This window comes from Vreelandella sp. 162(4c) (genome assembly GCF_058152265.1).
The window spans coordinates 4,634,302-4,652,213 of record NZ_CM176981.1; the positions used below are offsets into that span (position 1 = coordinate 4,634,302).

Consider the following 17,912-nt stretch of genomic DNA (forward strand, 5'->3'; position numbering starts at 1 on the left):
AGCCCGCTTTTAGCTCGCCGGTCGTTTGGTTTTCCAACTGAGCACGGCGACGGTAAGCGCTGGCAAGAAGGTGACGGTGACAATCGCCGTGCCGAGCAGCCCGAATAGCACAATGGCCCCAACGCCGCGGTAAAGCTCGGTGCCTTCCCCAGGCAGAAACACCAGCGGCGAAAGGCCGCAAAGGGTAGTGAGAGTCGTCATGGCGATAGGCCTTAAACGGCTCTCTACCGCCTGTTGAACGGCTTCACGAACCCCCATGCTCGCCGTGCGCAGATTCTCTCTCGCCTGATGAACAACCAATATCGGGTTGTTAACCACTGTCCCCATCAAAATCAAAAAGCCCAGCATGGTGATCATATCAAACGGCTGGCTGATGGCACTCAAGCCAATTTTTGGCAACTGAGCTCCCACGGTATTCATTAGCCATAGCCCCACAATTCCCCCAGCGGCGCCTAATGGAATAGTGGCGAGGATAAGCAGCGGATAACCCCAGTGGGCAAAAATTGCCACCAGCAGCAGATACACAATAGCTAATGCAATTAACGCATTGCCGGTAAGCGCCTGGCGGGTGGCGTCTAACTGATCCCCCGCGCCGGTCACGCTGACGTTAATGTTGGCAGGGATTGCGCTCTCATTGCGCAGTGGTTCAATCACCTCACGCTGCATACGGTCGATACCGGCTTCCAGCGCCACGCTGCGAGGTGGGATGACGTCCAGCGTAACACTGCGGCGACCATCCACCCGCCGAAGGGTGGCCGTTCCCACGGTTTCGCGAATTTCGGCAAGGGTATTGAGTGGAACGCTCACACCAGAAGGGGTATAGATGGGCAGGGTGGCAAGGGCATCCAGGTCAATATCCCCCGCCTCGGGGCCATAGCCGTAAAGGTCGATTTTCTCGTCGTCGAGATAAAAGTCATCCAGGTAGGCGCCGTTGGTGAGCACCGCGACGGTGGTGCCCAGGGCGTTGGTATCCAGGCCGACTTCTGCGGCGCGCTTCCAATCGGGATACACCTCAATCAGCGGCTGGCCAAGATCCAGGGCGGAGGGCCGCGACTGAATGCGCGGGTTGTCGAACACTGTCTCGGCGCGCTGATAAATCGCATTGGCGGTGGTGTAGAGTTCGTTTAGATCGTTGCCGGCAATATCCAGCGTGATGCTGCGCGTTCCGCCGTCGTTGCTGGAGATAATCGAGCCACGGGCGGCAAAGGCACGCATGTCCGGGTACCTTTCAAAGCGCCGGGTGAGGTCGTCCATCAAGGCTTCAATATGGGTGGGGTCGATGGTTTCTACAATGATCCGTAGGCTTTGAGCTTCGGCTTGTATGCCCATGGTGCGAATCGGCGGGATATCGGTGTCGCCGCGTTCGAAGCCCTCTGGAGCAGCGCCTACATGGGACTCCAGTTCTTGCTGCAGCGTTTGCGCAATGGCATCCATGGTGGCCAGGTTGTAACTCGCCGGGGCGTTCATACTGGCAAAAGTTTTGGCCTCTTCGCCTTCGGGCAGGTACTCGGCCGGGGGTGTCAACAATACAAAAATGCCGATACCTCCCATGATGCCCAGCACGATAGCGAGAAAGCGCCGGGAAGCAGTGCGGATCATGCCATCAACCACCCACAGGCAGCCGCGTACCCAGCGCGGTGATGACGTTGAGGCACTCTCCTTACCACGAAAATCGATATGCGCGCCCAGGGTGGGGATAACGGTAATGGCAACCACCATTGAGACAATAATCGAGGTTGAGATGGCCACTGCAATATCGGAGTAGAGCTGCCCGGCTTCCTGCTGAATAAAGAAGATGGGCACAAAGACTAAAATAGTGGTCAACGTTGAAGCGAGCACTGCAGGCCATACTTGCTTAACGCCCTCGAGAGCCGCTTCAAAACGCGCCAAGCCTCGGCGGCGCTGGGTCTCAATGCTCTCCAGCACCACGATGGTGTTGTCGATGGTCATGCCAATGGCGAAAGCGACACCCGCCAGGGAAATAACGTTGAGCGTGCGGTCCGCTAGCAGCAGGCCTAGAAAGGCGGCGATGGTGCAGATAGGGATGCCGATAACCCCGGCCATGGTGGCGCGGGCAGAGCGCAGGAAGGCGTACATCACCAGGGTGGCAAACAGCGCGCCCAGGCCCAGGTTAACCCAAACATTGGCAATCGATGACTCCACGTAGCGTACGTCGTCGCTGGAGAGCGTCATGCGCATGCCCTGCTCGGCTAGTAGACCTTCATTAAGCGCCGCGACTTCGTCGAGCATGGCGCGCTTGATGTCGATCACATTGGCGCCCGGTTCTCGGCGCACCTGCACGCTCAGTACCGGCTGACCGTCCGAGCTGTAAGCGCGGGATGTGAGTTCGGCGTAGGATTGGCGCACCTCAGCCACATCGCTTAGCTGGGTAACCGCGTCGCCGTCGCGGATGAGAATCAGCGCTTCAAGGCTTTCAACATCCTCAAAACGGCCTACGGTACGCAGCAGGTAGCGGCGTTTGCCGCTCTCTAGGTTACCGCCGGAGACATCCTGATTGCGGGCCTGAAGGGCGGCCTGAATATAAGCGATACTCAGTTCACGGGCGGCTAGCGCTTCGGGGTCGATCAACAGCTGCATTTGCCGTTCGGCGCCACCGGAAACCGTGACTTCTGATACGCCAGCAACACTCTCCAGGCGCGGGCGGACGTTATCTTCCAGGTAGTCGCGCATGGCGGGCATATCGAGCTGGCGCGGATTGCCCTCCCGGGGTCCAACGTTAAAGTACATAAAAGCGTTGGCGGAAAACGAGTTGGCCACGATGCGCGGCTGGTCGACGTTGTTGGGGTAGGAGGGCACCTGGCTTAGCGCGTTGTTAACCCGAATCAAGGTTTCGGTGAGATCGACGCCGAAAGGGAACTCTAGCTCGATTTCGGCGCTACCGCTGCTTGCGGTCGACTCCATGCGCTGCAGGTTGGGCACATTGCGCAGGAACTCCTCCTGCTCGATCAGGATATCCTTTTCAATATCCTGTGGCGTAGCCCCCGGCCACTGGGTCTCGATACCCACCACGCGGGTTTCCAGGTCGGGAATCATCTGAACAGGGATGCGCCAAATGGCGGCGATACCCAGAATCAGCAGGATCAGCGTAATGACGCTAACCAAGATGCCGTGACGAATAATGGCGGCAAGCATACGCGGGTATCGCTCCTTTAGTCGTCGCTCAGGGACACTTCTTGCCCCTCTTCAAGCCGCTCATTACCGACAACGATAACGCGGTCTCCCGCTGATAGGCCCTCATTGACGGCGACCTCTCCCTGGTAGCTGCTGCCGATCTCAACCCGCTGTTCGAACGCCTGCCAAGTATCATCGCTCTGGCGGGCTAGCCAAACGCTAACGCTGCCATCCGGGCGGCGAATGAGGGCATCCCGCGGCACGCTGGGCCCGCTTTCGCCGTTAAGTTGCAAACGGCCTTCCACCGCCATACCTGGCAGCATCTCCAGCGGTGTTTCCGGCGCCGCGCGAAGCAGAAACTGCCTTGAGCTGGCATCGAGAGGAATACGCGCGAGGGTGCGCGCCGGGTGCCATTGATCGCTGCCTTCTAAGCGCACCTCTAATTGAGAGCCCTCAAAGCGTTGGTAGGCAGAGAGTGGCACCGAGAAATCTAAACGAAGTGAAGCTAAATCGACCAAGGTGAGCAGGGTATCGCCAGGGTTGACCCACTCACCGATATTGCTCTCCCGGTGGGTGACCATGCCGTCGAAGGGAGCGCGTACCTGGTGACGCTCAAGCTGCAGTTGAGCCAGCTCGTAATCTGCTCGGCGCGCTTCAAGGGTGGCCTGGGCCGCTGCTAAAGCGCTTTCACGCTGGCGGCGGTCGCTGGCGGCAAAGTTTTGCGCCGAGAGCTGGTTGGCTTCGCTTACTAGGCGCTGTGCTTCGTCACGCTCGGCTTCGGCCTGGGCCAGATCCGCGCGGGCGCGCTGGCTTTCCAGGCTAATATCGCGGGTATCCAGGGAGAGCAGCGGCTGGCCTTGAGTGACTGTGTCGCCCATCTCAACCGTTAGCTCGCTGACCTGACCCGCTTCAGCACTTGATAGCAGCGAGGTACGTGGGGCACTGACGCTGCCGGTAAGTGGCAATATCTCTATCCGGGGAGAGTCAGCAACCACCTGCGTCTCAACACGGTTTTCCTGAGCGACCGCCATGGCCCCCAGGCTCAGGGTTAAAACAGCGCCTGCGCCTAGGCGAGTCAGGGAAGAAAATAGAGATAACAAGGCAGTTCCTGAAAAAATAACAGTCAATAAACAGCGTGACAGTTTTCTGCACCGCACGCCGTTAGCTCCCTCAACATTATACAAGGTTTAGTGTTTGTACAAACTTTGGCTGCGCTTTAGGGCAATGAGTAACGCCTGTAAAGGATGTAGCAGCACTTGTTCAGAGTAGCGCTTTACCTGGCTGCGGCAGGAGTAACCGGTGGCCAGCAACTTGCCTACGTTGTTTTCGGCTTCTACTTGGGGCTGCCACGACTGGGCGTATATAGTCTTTGACGTAGCGGCGTTGCGGGTTTCGTGGCCATAGGTGCCAGACATACCGCAGCAGCCGGTGGCCATCAGCTCAAGCTCTAACCCAAACGCCGCAAATACCTGCTGCCATGCTTTAGGGCTACCCGGTGCATTGGTTTTCTCGGTGCAGTGGGAGAGCAGCTTAAAGCCAGGGTCGGTTAGCTTAAGTTGGTTGGGCGCTAGCGTATTGATGCGGGTCGTGAGCCACTCCTGCAGCATCAGCACCTCCGGCACCGCCTCATTACCTAGCGCTTTGACGTACTCCTGGCGATAGGTGAGCGTCATCGCCGGGTCGATGCCCACCAGGGGGATATCAAAGCGGGCCAAGGTGCGTAGCCGCTCGGCCTGCTTGGCGGCGGTACGTTCGAAGGCGCCCAAGAAACCCTGTACCTGGAGTGGCTTGCCGTTCGCCGAATAGGGCATCACAAACACGCGTAGATTGAGGCGCGAGAGCAGTTCCACCACGTCCATCACCAGCTTGGCTTCAAAGTGGGTGGTGAAGGCATCCTGGACAATAATCACGCTATTGGCACGCTGCTGTTCGGTTAACAGGGCCAGTGAGAGCGGTGTTGCCTCGGCAACGCCCCAGGCGTTCAGCTGCTTTTTAACACTGGCCCGTGAAAGCGCCGGGGAGTCGCTCATGCCCAGCGTGCGGCGCATCAGTTGCTCTACCCAGCGCTGGCCAATCACGGCGTTATACAGCGGTGCGGCTTTGGCCAGGGTAGGCAGCATAAACTCGGTGCCGCCAATCACGTAGTCGCGAATCGGGCGCAGGTAGCGGCCGTGGTAGACCTCCAAGAACTGCGAGCGGAACTGGGGAACGTTGACCTTGATCGGGCACTGACTCGCGCAGGACTTACACGCCAGGCAACCCGCCATGGCGTCATAAACTTCATGGGAGTAGTCGTGGTGCTGCTTGCGGCTTAGAGTATTCGCCACCCGCAGCGGAAAGCGTTTAATAAAGCCCCAGCCGCCTTCGGCTTTTTTCTTGCGCGACTCCTCAACAACATCGATTCCCGCCTGGGTCTGCAGGCGCAGCCACTCGCGGATCAGGCTGGCGCGGCCTTTGGGCGAGTGGCGGCGATCCCGGGTGGCTTTCCACGACGGGCACATGGGGTCATCAAGGTCGTAGTTGTAGCAAGCGCCGTTACCGTTGCAGTACACCGCGGCGTCGTAGGCCTGCCAGGCGCGCTCGTCGATGGTGCGATCGAACTGACCGCGCATGGGCACGCCATCCACCGTCAACAGATCGGGGTCGCTATCTTTGGCGATTAGCTCGCTGCTTTGAGGCTTGCCCGCAGCGTCGGGCGAGGTGGAAATGCCCGCGGCCCCGGGCGGGTTAGAGAGGGGGGAGGCGATCTTACCAGGGTTAAGCTGGTTATAAGGGTCAAAGGCCGCTTTTACCCGCTGTAGGCTGGGGTAGAGCTCACCCAAGAATTTAGGTGAGTACTCCGAGCGCACGCCTTTGCCGTGTTCGCCCCACAGCAGGCCGCCATATTTCTGGGTCAGCTCCGCCACTTCATCGGACACCGCACGAATCAGCTTTTCCTGTTCGGGATCCTTCATATCGATGGCGGGGCGCACGTGCAGTACACCGGCGTCGACATGGCCAAACATCCCGTAGGCGAGGTCTCGGGCATCCAGCGCGGCGCGGAACTCGGTGATAAAGTCCGCCAAGTGCTCCGGCGGCACAGCGGTATCTTCCACAAACGGAATCGGCCGCTTCTCGCCCTGCACATTGCCGAGCAAACCCACCGAGCGCTTGCGCATGGCGTAGACTTTCTGGATCTGCCCACGCCCCTCGGCCAAGGTGTAGCCTAGGCGCTCAACGGTGGTGTCTTGGCTTAGGTGGTCGGTAAAGGCGCGAACCCGCTCGGCGAGGGCGCTCTCATCGTCGTCATTAAACTCGATCAGGTTAATGCCGCGAATCGCCGTGTTAGCGGTTGCCGGGAAGAACTCCGCCACGCTGTCCCAGACGAAGTCCTCCATGGCCAACTGCAGCACGGTGTCGTCGATGGTCTCTATGGAAGTAGGGCGCAGCGCCTGCGGCTGGGGTTGTAGCGCCTGCGGCTGAGGTTGTGAAGAGGTGCTAGCGGCCATCAGCGCTTTGGCATCCCGCAGTGCATCCATAAAACTGGTGTAGCGCACATTGACCAGAGTGGAGTGCTTGGGAATCGGCAGCACATTCAACACCGCCTCGTTCAAAAAGCCCAGCGAGCCTTCCGAGCCGCACAGCAGGCTGTTGAGGTTGAGCTGCCCCTCGCTATCGCGCAGGTGGGCCAAATCGTAGCCGGTTAAGCAGCGGTTGAGCGGTGGGAACTTGGCTGCAATCAAGTCACTCTGCTGGTCGATAATCTCGGCGGCGGTGGTATGTACGCGACCAAGAATACCTTCCTGCTGACACTCAGCCTGCTCTTCGTCCGATGTTAAAGCGCGGCTGTGCAGGTGCTTTCCACCGATCAAAATGGTATCGAGCTCCAGCACATGATCACGGGTTTTTCCGTATTCGCAGCTGCCCTGGCCGCTGGCATCGGTAGAGATCATGCCGCCAATGGTGGCGCGGTTGGAGGTCGAAAGCTCCGGGGCGAAAAACAGCCCATGGGGTTTGAGCGCGGCGTTTAATTGATCCTTCACCACCCCCGCCTGAACGCGCACCCGCCGTGCTTCCACATCGATCTCTAGGATCTGATTCATATGGCGGGAGACATCCACCACGATGCCATCGGTGAGCGACTGGCCGTTGGTGCCGGTGCCGCCGCCTCTGGGCGTTAACACAATGCTGCGGTGAGTGGTTTGCGCGGCCAACCGGGTAAGGCGCTCTAGGTCTTCGGCATGCTTGGGGTAGACCGCCGCCTGGGGCAGGCGCTGGTAAATTGAGTTATCCGTCGCCAGCACCGTGCGGTTGGCGTAATCGGGAGCAATTTCGCCTTCAAAACCGCGCGTTTTAAGAGCCTGTAAAAAACGTACATACTCATTGCCCAAGCGTGCGAACGGGGCGGTACGGGTGTCCAAGGATGCAATCATAGTTGATCAAGCCGTCAGTGCCGGGGGCGCAATAAAAGAAGACCGCTACTTTACCGCAGCGGCTGCCTCGCTGCATCTCACTGTAGCGCTTTACTCTGCACCTTACTCTGCTCCCAGGGCCTCTTTTACCAGCGCTAATGAGGCATCCGACATCGGTAGCTTCAAGGCTAGTGCATGGGCGCGGGGTGACATTTTACGCCAGGTCATCTGCACAATGCGCACCATATGGTCGTGCTCGATCTTGCGCGAGAAATCGGCAAAGTAGTTCTCTAGAAACACCAGGCAGGCGCAATCTTCCAGCGCTTGTACATCGGTATCGCGGCCCAGGCCTTTCTTGCCGATAATTGTTGCGGCTCGGGTGGCATCTTCGTCTGCGTAGCCTGCGTCGCGCATTAGCTGGGCGGTGGTATCGCCTGCGCGCTTGCCCTGGTCGCGCCTCCAGGTTAAGTAGCCTACGCGCCCTTCGGGGTACTCCTCACGCGGCACTAACCAGCGCTGTAAGTGCTGGGCGCGTACGGCTAAGCGCAGCACCTCATCTGGAGCGTCATGCACGCGGTCTAGCCAGTCGCTCATGCGCTGGGCATAAGCCAGTTCCTGGGGCATGGATGTGCCATCGGCAAGCGTCGTGGAGCGCGGGTCTTCGGCATGCAGGGCATCGATGGCGATGAGCGTTTGATCAAAAGCGGTAGGCATAGCAGCGTTGCTCGGCTAAAAATGATGCTAATAGGTTGCCGAGAAACCGTGCGAATCACAACTGCTGTATGGGAGGGGAGGTTATGAAAGGCGGTAAAGCGCAGCGCCCGCTGCTAAGCACAGCGGACGCCTTTTCTTACGCTATAAATGCTAGCGTTAAAGTTAGCGACGGTTGTAGATTTCTTCGTTGAGCTCACCCTCGCTTTTACCTACCAGCGTGGTGACCATTAAATCGCCCGCGACGTTGACGCTGGTGCGTGCCATATCAAGGATCCTATCAATCCCCGCGACCACGGCGATAGCTTCCAGCGGCAGGCCAACCTGGGCCATTACAATCGAGAGCATAATCAGGCCAGCGCCTGGTACGCCTGCGGTACCAATGGAGGCCAGCGTGCCGGTGGCGACAATCATGCCGTAATCCATCATGCTCAAATCAGTGCCAGTCATTTGGGCGATGAATAGCACGACCACGCCCTGGTAAAGCGCGGTGCCATCCATATTGATGGTGGCGCCTACCGGTAACACAAACCCTGAAACCCCTTCGGAAACGCCCAGGTTCTTCTGCGCGCAACGTATAGAGACCGGCAGGGTGCCCGCAGAAGAAGCGGACGAGAACGCCACAACAATAGCGTCCAGACTGCCCTGCAAATAGCGCATGGGGTTTAGCCGCCCCAGTAGCGAGATCAAACCCGAGTAGATCACCAGCACGTGAAGAATGCTGGCCAGGTACGCCACGCCAATCAACTTGGCCAGCGGCAGCAATATCTCTAAACCGTACTGTCCAGAGACGTGGGCGATTAAGCCAAATACGCCGAAGGGCGCAAACGCCATCACAATGCCGGTGAGCTTGTACATTGCCTCGGCAAAGCTATCGAAGACCTTCATGACCGGCTCGCCTTTATCGCCGATCAACGTCAGCGAAATACCTAAACCAATGGCAAACACAATGATCTGCATAATGTTGCCGTTGGCCAGGGCGTCCAACGGGTTACGCGGCACTAAGTTAACCAGAATAGAGACCAGCGATGGCGCTTCGTTAGCGGCCACTTCAGAGTCAAAACTTAAATCAACGCCCACGCCCGGCTGCAGCAGGGTGGAAAGTACCAGACCAATGGAGATAGCAAAGGCGGTGGTGACCAAATAGAGCGTAATGGTACGCGCGCCAATACGACCCATTTTCTGGGGGTCGCGCATTGAGGTAATACCCACCACCAGAGTGGAAAACACTAGTGGCACAATCAGCATCATAATGGCGTTAATAAAAATATCGCCCAGCGGTTTAAACACGCTGGCGGTCTCACCTAATAGCGCGCCTGCCAAAATACCCAACGCCAAGCCGGCGAGAATCTTCTTCCATAGGGCAATTCGTCGCCACCAGGCAAACTTTCCTTGCTGTGCTGTCTCCTGCACTGCGCTTCTCCTGTCAAAAGTGTTAAAACCTATTATTTATCGATTCGCCAGACGAATCGGCGGGCACTCTATCACTTTTGGCTAACGGGCTGGGATGGATATGCCGAGTGGTCATAGCACATGCGTTAAGTCCGAGAGTTAAATGCTGCTCAGCCGCAGGCATACCACGCGCTACTTGAGGTTGAGGGCTCACGCTACAGCTATTTTGAAAATACAACGATCAGAACAAAGCTCTGAATTGTGGTGATTTAATTCGAGCCTAAATAGGGTTAAATAGTACGTTCGTTTTGACGTACGTACTGGATGGCGTACAATCAAGGTGATACGGGATAAATTAGAGGTGCGTTATGACCGGAATATCTGCAACAGAGGCGCGCAGCAATCTTTATCGGTTGATTGATGAGACTGCCGAATCTCATCAGCCCATTGTCATTATGGGCAAGCGGAATAAAGCCGTTCTGGTGGCGGAGGAGGACTGGTCTGCCATTCAGGAGACGCTTTTCCTGCTTTCTGTGCCAGGGATGCGAGAGTCTGTTCGTGAGGGAATGGAGACCCCAGTGGATGAGTGCGACGAGGAGTTGGACTGGTGACATGGAAGTTGGTTTACACCAAACACGCTCAGAAAGACGCGAAGAAGTTAGCCTCCAGCGGATTGAAGCCAAAGGCACAGGAGCTGCTAGCACTGATCGCAGAAGACCCGTATCGGAAACCACCTCCGTTTGAGAAGCTCATCGGTGATCTTGCGGGGGCTTATTCACGGCGCATCAATATTCAGCATCGTTTGGTTTGCCAGGTACTTGAAGACGAAGGGGTAATTAAAGTGCTTCGGCTTTGGAGCCACTACAAATAATGCATAATTTTAGCCGCTGTTGCCGATCATCTAAGCAGCGCTGCGCGCTGTATTCGCGGATGCGCCATAGGCTTACCACGTGAGTTACGCAGGTGTTTTTATTCAGGTCGCTACTCTTTGCGGTTTCTATCCGTACGCCTCGTGGGGGCGCGACATTTGCCCCCGGCGCGTCGATGAGTCACCATTTAGAGTTTCTCTCCGCGCGCCCTGGGCGGGGCGCGACTTGTTGCAGCGTGTAGACGTTCCACCCGGTTTGCATGTTTCTATCCGCACGCCCTGGGCGGGGCGCGACGCCGTGGTGCCGATATTCAGCAGATTGCCAGTGCTGTTTCTATCCGCACGCCCCGGGCGGGGCGCGACCCTATGGATTGGACGCCATGCTCGCCTTGAGTATGTTTCTATCCGCACGCCCCGGGCGGGGCGCGACCTTACCCCCACAATATGACGACCGGGATCTATGTGTTTCTATCCGCACGCCCCGGGCGGGGCGCGACCCCTACGCCGTTCATCAAGTGCTTAACGGCATACCTGTTTCTATCCGCACGCCCCGGGCGGGGCGCGACATCGCGGCCCGTATCGCTCATTGCATTGTGGATGTTTCTATCCGCACGCCCCGGGCGGGGCGCGACGGGTATTGAGTCGATGCCTTCGTGGGCCATACCTGGTTTCTATCCGCACGCCCCGGGCGGGGCGCGACGCGAAACTCTGTATTCATGCCACGCACATGGCGCTGTTTCTATCCGCACGCCCCGGGCGGGGCGCGACCAAAAGAGGATGTGGATGTCCTGGTTGTTGATATAGTTTCTATCCGCACGCCCCGGGCGGGGCGCGACCGCCTAGACCCGCAAACATACGCCTGGATATGGGTTTCTATCCGCACGCCCCGGGCGGGGCGCGACCTTTTCGTTTGGTTGGTCGTGCGCTTGATTAACGGTTTCTATCCGCACGCCCCGGGCGGGGCGCGACCCGGTGCGTGTGCGGATATCATATCACTTGTGCCTGTTTCTATCCGCACGCCCCGGGCGGGGCGCGACAAGGCAAAACCCTAGAAGTCGCCACGCCGAAGCGTTTCTATCCGCACGCCCCGGGCGGGGCGCGACCGCGTGGCATTCAAGACGCGGCAGGAAGCGTTTGTTTCTATCCGCACGCCCCGGGCGGGGCGCGACGATTGATGAAGTGGCACCACCTCGAAACGACGGAGTTTCTATCCGCACGCCCCGGGCGGGGCGCGACAGGGTGGTTGGTCTATCCTAACGATATCGGCGTAGTTTCTATCCGCACGCCCCGGGCGGGGCGCGACCGATCTAAGTCCGCTAGTTAGCTCCATTAGCTGCTGTTTCTATCCGCACGCCCCGGGCGGGGCGCGACCTGACATTTTGCGCAGGGTGATACACTCCCACGGCGTTTCTATCCGCACGCCCCGGGCGGGGCGCGACTCGGTAATGGTTTGGCTAGCTGCTACACGAACATAGTTTCTATCCGCACGCCCCGGGCGGGGCGCGACCTGTTAAATTTAGCAACGGCACTGGGAATAACCAGTTTCTATCCGCACGCCCCGGGCGGGGCGCGACGCGCTTCATTGCTGTAGAGGTTGTACCCAAGAATTGTTTCTATCCGCACGCCCCGGGCGGGGCGCGACTAATGGCCGCGCTTGCTTCCTCTGCGGTTGCGCCGGTTTCTATCCGCACGCCCCGGGCGGGGCGCGACGCCATTTGCTAGCTCTCCTTATTTAAATTTCACGCGTTTCTATCCGCACGCCCCGGGCGGGGCGCGACACATGGTGTTACTAAGTTGACGCAACCCATTATCTGTTTCTATCCGCACGCCCCGGGCGGGGCGCGACGTTCGCTGACAAGGCATTCAGGGCCATCATGATTGTTTCTATCCGCACGCCCCGGGCGGGGCGCGACTTGTTCGCCAGCGGAGTTGACCATGAGGCCAATACCGGTTTCTATCCGCACGCCCCGGGCGGGGCGCGACGCGGAAAGCCGTGCGGAGACCCCATGGAGTACGATGTTTCTATCCGCACGCCCCGGGCGGGGCGCGACCAACTGTTACGATAGAGATAGATAGATACTAGGAGTTTCTATCCGCACGCCCCGGGCGGGGCGCGACGCCGCAACCTCGACCTAGGCTGGTCTGCGCCTGCTGTTTCTATCCGCACGCCCCGGGCGGGGCGCGACCTTAGCAGCATGGCGGGGCCGGGTTTAAACTTAGCGTTTCTATCCGCACGCCCCGGGCGGGGCGCGACGGGATAGCGACGCCTCGACAAGCTGCGGGCGTTCAAGGTTTCTATCCGCACGCCCCGGGCGGGGCGCGACATCTCGTCGCGGGTGTTGCCGTAGATGATGATAAGTTTCTATCCGCACGCCCCGGGCGGGGCGCGACCGGTACTCCCTACCTTATCCCCCGCGTAGGATATGTTTCTATCCGCACGCCCCGGGCGGGGCGCGACATAAACGCGGTCGCCAACATAAGCGATAAAATCAGTTTCTATCCGCACGCCCCGGGCGGGGCGCGACGCGGCACCGAGAGATTGCAGCGCGCAGGTGTGGGCGTTTCTATCCGCACGCCCCGGGCGGGGCGCGACCCACCTGAATGCCGGGTATTGCGACCCGGGTTGGTTTCTATCCGCACGCCCCGGGCGGGGCGCGACCGATGCTAGGGCCATCAACGACGAGCGTAAAAAAGTTTCTATCCGCACGCCCCGGGCGGGGCGCGACTAGAGCTAGACGAGGACTATTACAGGGCGGCACGCGTTTCTATCCGCACGCCCCGGGCGGGGCGCGACGTTATCGCTAACTGCATAGTAATATTGACCATCTTGTTTCTATCCGCACGCCCCGGGCGGGGCGCGACGTGCAAACTCGCTATTCTCAAATTGAATATACGGGTTTCTATCCGCACGCCCCGGGCGGGGCGCGACGGGTGACAGCATACGACCATCGATTAAAGTTTCAGTTTCTATCCGCACGCCCCGGGCGGGGCGCGACCCAACAGCATCCTTAACTCCGCTGCACAGCACATGGTTTCTATCCGCACGCCCCGGGCGGGGCGCGACCACTATATCCCCGAGCTTGTAGTGAGTTCCTATGAGTTTCTATCCGCACGCCCCGGGCGGGGCGCGACACCTGATTACGCCTGCTAACGTATTTAGTCAGGCTGTTTCTATCCGCACGCCCCGGGCGGGGCGCGACGCGACTACGGCTCTCGTCATGACCGCGCAATTGAGGTTTCTATCCGCACGCCCCGGGCGGGGCGCGACGAACAGCGCATTCAATTGGCAATGCTTGACCGTTTAGTTTCTATCCGCACGCCCCGGGCGGGGCGCGACTTGTCCAGGCTGCTGAGGCATACTAGCCGTGTTACTGTTTCTATCCGCACGCCCCGGGCGGGGCGCGACAATGATGTTTGTGTATCGTTCACTAGCCACGCGCTGTTTCTATCCGCACGCCCCGGGCGGGGCGCGACCAAGTTTCCAGGTTGCGTCAAGTATTATACTCACTGTTTCTATCCGCACGCCCCGGGCGGGGCGCGACACGACACGTGCTTTAGACCTGATTTACCGACCGGTGTTTCTATCCGCACGCCCCGGGCGGGGCGCGACGCGTGCAAACTCACTATTCTCAAATTGGATGTATGGGTTTCTATCCGCACGCCCCGGGCGGGGCGCGACCGTTCAATATTGTTTAGCAAACCTTCCAGTTGTGTTTCTATCCGCACGCCCCGGGCGGGGCGCGACTGCTAAATCCGCGCTTTTTCAACGTGACGTTTCCGTTTCTATCCGCACGCCCCGGGCGGGGCGCGACGCTCTTCGCTTAAATGATGCCCGGTAATGGCGCTGTTTCTATCCGCACGCCCCGGGCGGGGCGCGACATGCTGACATTGAGCAATGCGCTAGCTCATGCGATGTTTCTATCCGCACGCCCCGGGCGGGGCGCGACAATAAATCTACTAACAGTATGGCCGATTGACTGACTGTTTCTATCCGCACGCCCCGGGCGGGGCGCGACTCGGTCAGGTGTACAACTAATTGGTCAAGCGGGAGTTTCTATCCGCACGCCCCGGGCGGGGCGCGACCAGGCTATGAACCAAAGAGCAGTTATCAAGCAGCGTTTCTATCCGCACGCCCCGGGCGGGGCGCGACCTGCGCGTGCTATCGCGTAAGCCTCGCTAGCGATGTTTCTATCCGCACGCCCCGGGCGGGGCGCGACATACCGGCGTTAGAGTCGCAGCGCGAGGTATGGGTTTCTATCCGCACGCCCCGGGCGGGGCGCGACAAATGCAAACCCGACATTATGTCATTGAGAAAATTGTTTCTATCCGCACGCCCCGGGCGGGGCGCGACGACTGACGAATTCAGCATGCATCTCTATTTAATCGTTTCTATCCGCACGCCCCGGGCGGGGCGCGACGTGCCGACAACCGCGACGCCCGCGACCTAGCGCTAGTTTCTATCCGCACGCCCCGGGCGGGGCGCGACATGTCGCTGCACGATGCATGCACGACGCCTAACATGTTTCTATCCGCACGCCCCGGGCGGGGCGCGACTGTTGCTCTGACCCGACCCTATTTTCCAGATAAAGTTTCTATCCGCACGCCCCGGGCGGGGCGCGACGGGGTCTAAGGTAATGATCGTTCTTGAGAGCACAAAGTTTCTATCCGCACGCCCCGGGCGGGGCGCGACGCCATCGACACACAGGGCGAGTTCTACGACCTACGTGTTTCTATCCGCACGCCCCGGGCGGGGCGCGACCTTCCGCGAAAGCAAAAGCGCACTGGAAAGCATCGTTTCTATCCGCACGCCCCGGGCGGGGCGCGACAACAAGAAAACAATCATTAGCAAGGTGACGTTTGCGTTTCTATCCGCACGCCCCGGGCGGGGCGCGACCCATGTCCATCGAGAAGTTCAGCGAGCGTTACTTGTTTCTATCCGCACGCCCCGGGCGGGGCGCGACCATGGAGAGGAACGGGCCAGACCCCGAAGACATGGTTTCTATCCGCACGCCCCGGGCGGGGCGCGACAGCCCGCCTGGGACGATGCGCCAGGCTGGCAAATAGTTTCTATCCGCACGCCCCGGGCGGGGCGCGACCCGACGAGGCATTGGCAGAGGGCGTTATCTACAAGTTTCTATCCGCACGCCCCGGGCGGGGCGCGACCGTACCATATCCATTGCTGATGGGGATGGCCGGGCAGTTTCTATCCGCACGCCCCGGGCGGGGCGCGACCGTTCTGTTTATAACATCATGAAAAATAAAAGCAAAAAGACATGCTTTTGCGAAACGCTGAGTATCAGACGATCTTGCTTGGTGCAAAGGAGTTGGCGAAAGAATTTATTATTAAAATCAATTTATTAAAGAGCTGCGAACCTGACGGGGTTTGGCAAAACACTTGCGGTTCGCAAACAAGAGAAACATTAAAAAACTAAAGGGCCATTCATATCTAAGGCGGGCTTGGCGCCAATATGTTCGATGCGGTTTTTCCAATTTCGGCCTAAGAAGTAAAAGCGTAAGCTGTCCACCTCGTCATCAATCAAGTCGATCAAGCGTTGACGGAAGCGTACCCATTGATCGGGATCGACTTCAATTTCAAACACGGAAAATTGTACTCGCTGCCCTACATCTCGACACGCTTTTGCTACTCGCCGCAGCCTGCCTTCACCGCCCTCTGAAGAGGTGCTGACATCGTAACTGACCAGTACCATCATGATATTGCCCTCAGTGTGCTATTTCCAAAGGAAAGGTGGGTAAGCATCTAAGTCGCCCCGTAGGTGACGCGCCATCAGCTGAGCTTGCAGTATGGGCAGCATGCCTATAGGTGCTTTTTCGTCAATAAACGTATGCAATAACTCTTCACGCTTTCGCTCTTGGTAAGCAGTTAGAACCAGCTTGCGGGCATCATCGGTCATAACGACGCCATTGCTTTCAGTAATGTTAAAGTCCTTTTCGCGTAGCTGGCGTCGATTGATAAGCGAAAGGGCTAGGCGGTCACCTAACAAAGGGCGGAACTCTTCAGCAAGGTCTAATGCAAGGCTTGGACGACCTGGGCGATCCCGATGTAAAAAGCCTACGGCGGGGTCTAAGCCGACGCTTTCTAGTGCTGAACGGCAGTCGTGGGTGAGTAGCGTATACAAAAACGATAATAACGCATTAATGCGGTCTCTCGGCGGGCGGCGATTACGGCCTTTAAACTCAAAAGCACCACCTTCTTGGCGCACTAATAAATTGAAGACACTGAAATATACTTGGGCGGCTTCGCCTTCTAGGCCCCGTAGCTCATTGGTTGTGGCAGGTTGCAGTAATAAATTACGTGCGATGCGGCTTAGCCGGTTACGAGCCGCTTCCAGGCGCTGGCGATCATGAGGAGGCATCTTGCTGCCATAATCGCGAATGCCCCGAGCGAGAACAGCGCGCTGGTTATGGACTTTACCAATCAAAAGGCTACTGACTAGGCTCGAACAGGAGTCTTCGTTATCACTGACTCGATATTGAGTGCGCCTGAGTAATACATTGCCAGAGACGGGGCCTTCAATACGCGCCAAGAATTTCCCGTTCGGTGACAGGTGGGTGATGGTAACGCCTTGTTCAGCGCAGAATCCCATTAACGGCGGGGATACCAGTACACGCCCAAAGCATACAAGGGACTCCAGCATATGAATGGGAAGCCTGGCGCGCTCTTTCCCTTCTACCTGCATGACAATGTTGGCGCCTTCCTTTTTAAGCCAAGCACCTTCGGTGGTGATGTACAGTGAGTTTAATTGTCGTCGCATTGGCGTCACTCATCCAGGGCATCAAGTTGACGGTTAAGCCAGTGGCTTGCGGAGCGCTGTTTGCCAAACACTTGAGGTTGGCAAATATCGACAAGGGAGCAGTGATCACACTTCTTGGCATCGTAAATAGCCGGCGGCGTCTGCTGCTCATCAAAAATAGCGCGGGTTTGCTCAATAATGCGATGAGTTAACGTGCGTAGAGTGTCATCAAAGACGACTTCTTTGCGCCGTCGTGTTTTGCCATAAAATAGGGCACCAGAGTCGATGTGGATATCTAGCATCTCTTCCAGGCAGAGCGCCTGAGCGCAAAGCTGCACCTCATCCGCACGGTGCGCTTTAGGTCGCCCGCGTTTGTACTCAATAGGGCGTACAGTCAAAGGTGATTGACGTTCATCAAACTCTACAACATCGGCAATACCACTCAATCCCAGCTGTTCACTTGCCAAAGGCAAGGCCATGGAAGTGTGTACGCCCCGGCGACGCTGATGCCCCAACTGGTCAGCGCGTTCGTGTAATAAACGGCCCTCAGCAGTGTAACGGTTTTCTGCCCATTGCTGCTCTACATGGATCAGCGCGCATTGGCGCGGGCAGAACAGCGTATGTTGCAGGGCCGAAAGCGGAATGGGGCGTGCCTCTTCTTCCATG

At 58.3% G+C, this 17,912-nt stretch carries 10 protein-coding genes and 1 CRISPR repeat array; of the genes, 2 read left to right on the plus strand and 8 right to left on the minus strand.

What is annotated here, in order from left to right; all coding sequences use genetic code 11:
• Positions 1 to 9: 9 nt before the first annotated feature.
• The 5 genes from AC4EYZ_RS21310 to AC4EYZ_RS21330 all read right to left on the minus strand — a co-directional run bounded on the left by AC4EYZ_RS21310 (position 10) and on the right by AC4EYZ_RS21330 (position 9,647).
• A complete protein-coding gene (locus AC4EYZ_RS21310; RefSeq protein ID WP_490204004.1) occupies positions 10 to 3,153 on the minus strand; it encodes an efflux RND transporter permease subunit in 3,144 nt (1,047 codons plus the stop codon).
• A 17-nt stretch (positions 3,154 to 3,170) separates the two neighbouring features.
• Positions 3,171 to 4,232 (minus strand): efflux RND transporter periplasmic adaptor subunit, encoded by a 1,062-nt coding sequence (locus AC4EYZ_RS21315; protein WP_490204005.1) that lies wholly within the window; start codon positions 4,230 to 4,232, stop codon positions 3,171 to 3,173.
• 87 nt (positions 4,233 to 4,319) lie between these two features.
• Positions 4,320 to 7,544 carry an FAD-binding and (Fe-S)-binding domain-containing protein gene (locus AC4EYZ_RS21320; RefSeq protein ID WP_490204006.1) on the minus strand — a complete coding sequence of 1,075 codons (3,225 nt, stop codon included), beginning with the start codon at positions 7,542 to 7,544 and terminating at the stop codon, positions 4,320 to 4,322.
• Between the two features lie 102 nt (positions 7,545 to 7,646).
• Positions 7,647 to 8,237, minus strand: a complete 591-nt coding sequence (locus AC4EYZ_RS21325; protein ID WP_490204007.1) for a DUF4202 domain-containing protein — start codon at positions 8,235 to 8,237, stop codon at positions 7,647 to 7,649.
• Between the two features lie 162 nt (positions 8,238 to 8,399).
• Positions 8,400 to 9,647 (minus strand): dicarboxylate/amino acid:cation symporter, encoded by a 1,248-nt coding sequence (locus AC4EYZ_RS21330; protein ID WP_009287993.1) that lies wholly within the window; start codon positions 9,645 to 9,647, stop codon positions 8,400 to 8,402.
• A gap of 347 nt (positions 9,648 to 9,994) precedes the next feature.
• Here AC4EYZ_RS21330 and AC4EYZ_RS21335 point away from each other — a divergent pair, with 347 nt between their 5' ends.
• The gene (locus AC4EYZ_RS21335; protein ID WP_125746783.1) at positions 9,995 to 10,237 is read left to right on the plus strand and encodes a type II toxin-antitoxin system Phd/YefM family antitoxin; all 243 of its coding nucleotides are present in this window, start codon (positions 9,995 to 9,997) and stop codon (positions 10,235 to 10,237) included.
• Positions 10,234 to 10,497 (plus strand): Txe/YoeB family addiction module toxin, encoded by a 264-nt coding sequence (locus AC4EYZ_RS21340; protein ID WP_190372980.1) that lies wholly within the window; start codon positions 10,234 to 10,236, stop codon positions 10,495 to 10,497. Before AC4EYZ_RS21335 ends, AC4EYZ_RS21340 begins: the two co-directional genes overlap by 4 nt.
• Before the next feature lie 190 nt (positions 10,498 to 10,687).
• A CRISPR array of direct repeats spans positions 10,688 to 15,726; the repeat unit is 33 nt; unit sequence GTTTCTATCCGCACGCCCCGGGCGGGGCGCGAC.
• Positions 15,727 to 15,914: 188 nt separating this feature from the next.
• Here AC4EYZ_RS21340 and cas2 read toward each other — a convergent pair.
• Genes cas2 through cas4 form a run of 3 tightly spaced genes read right to left on the minus strand, consistent with a single transcriptional unit; the run spans position 15,915 to position 17,911 of the window.
• Entirely contained in the window at positions 15,915 to 16,205 is a 291-nt protein-coding gene (gene cas2 / locus AC4EYZ_RS21345) for a CRISPR-associated endonuclease Cas2 (protein WP_113270882.1), read from the minus strand.
• Between the two features lie 18 nt (positions 16,206 to 16,223).
• Positions 16,224 to 17,267, minus strand: a complete 1,044-nt coding sequence (gene cas1c / locus AC4EYZ_RS21350; RefSeq protein ID WP_474192005.1) for a type I-C CRISPR-associated endonuclease Cas1c — start codon at positions 17,265 to 17,267, stop codon at positions 16,224 to 16,226.
• A 5-nt stretch (positions 17,268 to 17,272) separates the two neighbouring features.
• A complete protein-coding gene (gene cas4, locus AC4EYZ_RS21355) occupies positions 17,273 to 17,911 on the minus strand; it encodes a CRISPR-associated protein Cas4 (RefSeq protein ID WP_474192006.1) in 639 nt (212 codons plus the stop codon).
• Position 17,912 lies beyond the last annotated feature (1 nt).